The 2,973-nt window shown below is 41.0% G+C and carries 4 protein-coding genes; 1 reads left to right on the forward strand and 3 read right to left on the reverse strand.

Features of this window, described 5'->3' with window-relative positions; translation table 11 throughout:
* Positions 1 to 305: transposase (locus CBG25_RS15380; protein WP_290607743.1), on the forward strand; the 305-nt coding region annotated here is incomplete at its 5' end.
* On the opposite strand, the gene fre is transcribed toward CBG25_RS15380, so the two are convergent.
* From fre to CBG25_RS15395, 3 genes are all read right to left on the reverse strand, one after another.
* Positions 302 to 1,003, reverse strand: coding sequence for an NAD(P)H-flavin reductase (fre, locus tag CBG25_RS15385; RefSeq protein WP_290607744.1), 702 nt, complete (start codon positions 1,001 to 1,003; stop codon positions 302 to 304). The two genes, CBG25_RS15380 and fre, sit on opposite strands and share 4 nt — an antisense overlap.
* 10 nt (positions 1,004 to 1,013) lie before the next feature.
* Positions 1,014 to 2,486: a 4-hydroxy-3-polyprenylbenzoate decarboxylase gene (ubiD, locus tag CBG25_RS15390; protein WP_290607746.1), complete on the reverse strand. Its 1,473-nt coding sequence runs from the start codon at positions 2,484 to 2,486 to the stop codon at positions 1,014 to 1,016.
* A gap of 224 nt (positions 2,487 to 2,710) precedes the next feature.
* Positions 2,711 to 2,973 (reverse strand): transposase (locus tag CBG25_RS15395; protein ID WP_290603799.1); only part of this gene is annotated, 263 nt, incomplete at its 5' end.

Consider the following 2,973-nt stretch of genomic DNA (forward strand, 5'->3'; position numbering starts at 1 on the left):
AAATCTTGAATCAGCGAAAGAGCATGGTTGAACCTGTGTTTTCAGCATTGCGGGGAATTCAGGGTTTGGAACGTTTCCGGCGTAAGGGATTATTAGCGGTAAAGCTCGAATTTACCCTGCATGCAATGGCCTATAACTTATCAAGAGCGGTTGCTCTGATATTATGGATGATTTTCAGTCTATTATTTGTACAAACTAAAATCAGAAAAAGAGAAAATCTGCACGGTGGGATATTGTTGAAAAAAAAATTCCACCCCTTTTGCGACAGCCTCAGAAGGGCGGTTTTGTTTTGTTATTATATTTAGATAAACTCGAACGCATCACCATAAAGATATTCAGGGCTGATCCCTCTTTCACTACAAAAACGTTCCCTCGCGATTTTTGCCATTTCAAAACGCCCGGCAATGTAAATTTCATACTTTGTAAGAGAACCAAAGTCATCCAGTACAGCACTCAAAACCGTACCTGTCCGTCCTCGCCAATCTGATTCAGGTTGTTCAACAACAGGAATAATTTTTATGTTGCGATATTGCTCTGAAAGAGACTGCAATTCACCCAAATCATATAGGTGCTCTAATCTTCGTCCTCCCCAATAGAAGGTAATATCTCTGTCAGGGTTTTCTTCCAATGCAGCATATAAAATAGAGCGGGTATAAGAAAATCCTGTTCCCCCGGCAATAAGAATTATTGGTTTTTTACTTCCCTGACGAAACCAAGCTTTACCATGAGGAATATCAATATTGATACTATTGTGCGCAAAAATACGCTCCATCACCGCCATGGCATAAAGATTAAACTCAGACGCACCAATATGAAGCTCAATTATTTTTTTTTCTGAAGGAATTGAAGCCAAGGAAAATGGACGCTTATCACGCTCATCCATAATGACCATTAAATATTGACCGGCACGAAAGAAAAATTGACCATCAGGTAATAAGCGAACGCGATAGACCGTATCAGTGATAGATTCTATAGAAACTACCTTACAACTTAATGTCGACATTCACATCCTCTCATAATTTAAAAATATCCAATTCATGCCAAATGTCATCTATCCGTTTTTTTATTTTTTCTGTCATAACAATTGGACGACCCCACTCTCGTTGTGTTTCACCCGGCCATTTATTGGTTGCATCAAGTCCCATTTTTGAACCTAAACCTGAGATAGGTGACGCAAAATCAAGATAATCGATCGGGGTATTTTCCATCATAACGGTATCCCGTGCTGGATCCATTCTGGTTGTTATTGCCCAGATAACATCATTCCAGTCACGAGCATTAATATCTTCATCACAGACAATGACAAATTTTGTATACATAAATTGCCGTAAATAAGACCAAACCCCCATCATAACGCGCTTAGCATGCCCAGCATATTGTTTCTTTATTGTTACCACGGCAAGCCGATAAGAGCAGCCCTTAGGAGGTAAATAAAAATCAACAATTTCTGGAAACTGTTTTTGTAATATAGGGACTAAAACCTCATTTAGTGCAGCACCCAAAACGGCGGGTTCATCAGGGGGCCGGCCGGTGTAAGTTGAATGATAAATAGCATCACTACGTTGAGTAATATGCGTAACGGTAAATACCGGAAATTTATCAACTTCATTATAATAACCAGTGTGATCACCATAAGGCCCTTCCGGTGCAAATTCTTCAGGATCAATATAGCCTTCCAGAATAATTTCTGCACCCGCTGGTACCTCAAGCTCATTAGATATACATTTTACAACCGTTGAACGGTGTCCGCGTAATAATCCCGCAAATGCATATTCGGAAAGCGTATCCGGAATAGGTGTCACCGCGGCTAGAATAGTAGCAGGATCAGCCCCTAAAGCTACTGCGACAGGAAAAGGTTTAGCAGGATATTTATTACACCATTCTTGAAAATCCAATGCCCCACCCCGGTGAGATAACCAACGCATAATCAACTTATTTTTAGTTAATAGTTGTTGCCGATAGATACCTAGATTTTGCCGTGTCTTATGAGGCCCTCGAGTAACCGTCAATCCCCATGTTATAAGTGGTGCGACATCTTCTGGCCAACAATGCATTATGGGAATACGAAATAGATCAACATCGTCACCTTGCCAAATCTGTTCTTGACAGGCTGCCGACTTTAACCTTTTGGTTGGCATATTAAGAACTTGCTTAAATTTTGGTAACTTGTCGATTAAATCAGCGAATCCCTTAGGTGGATCCGGCTCTTTAAGAAACGCCAATAATTTGCCAACTTCATGCAATGCTTGGATATTTTCTTGCCCCATCCCCATCGCAACGCGTTCAACGGTCCCAAACAAATTACACAGAACTGGCATAGAAAAACCTTTAGGGTTTTCAAATAACAGTGCAGGCCCACCGGCCCGCAGAGTTCTATCTGCTATTTCTGTCATTTCTAAATAAGGATCGACTTCATAGCTGATACGCTTCAGTTCTTTTTTTTGTTCTAATAATGATATGAAATCTCTCAGATCACGGTATTTCATTATATATTTTCTACTTTTTAATTTGCTGGAGCTTCATTATAAATTGTTCCATGCAGGTTACCAATAAAGCTTCAGTCTGTTCAGATTAGTGGGCACCTCGAAAAACTCAAGATTTTCAATTAACCCTTGGCTTTCATTCTAAATAATTAGATTTTTTTTGATTATCACGTTACTGATTCTATCGCACATTGCCCTGGCTAGGGCCATTTGACCCATTCTGGGCGTCAGAAAGCCACGATGCACGCGCTCTGGAAGTACGCCAACCGCTTTAGGTTGTAACATGCTGCCATCATCGTCATGGCAAAATTAGCGCGCACCTGTCCAATGGTGCGGATCAGTTTTCTACCCATTTGTTCCATCGCCGCAAATGCATGTTCAACCCGTGCCCTAGTCTTTGCAATCCTGTGGTTTCGCCCTTGCTGAGTCTTGGACAACGGTTTGTTTCGATGGCCTTTACGCTGAATCTGGCTCCTATAGCCGTTTGCCT

The sequence above is a fragment of the Arsenophonus sp. ENCA genome (genome assembly GCF_002287155.1).
Taxonomy (GTDB): Bacteria; Pseudomonadota; Gammaproteobacteria; order Enterobacterales; family Enterobacteriaceae; genus Arsenophonus; species Arsenophonus nilaparvatae.

What these genes read in the sequence shown, in the direction of transcription:
- ubiD (WP_290607746.1), bottom strand. Translation starts at nt 2,486, where the DNA reads ATGAAATACCGTGATCTGAGAGATTTCATATCATTATTAGAACAAAAA.
- fre (WP_290607744.1), bottom strand. Translation starts at nt 1,003, where the DNA reads ATGTCGACATTAAGTTGTAAGGTAGTTTCTATAGAATCTATCACTGAT.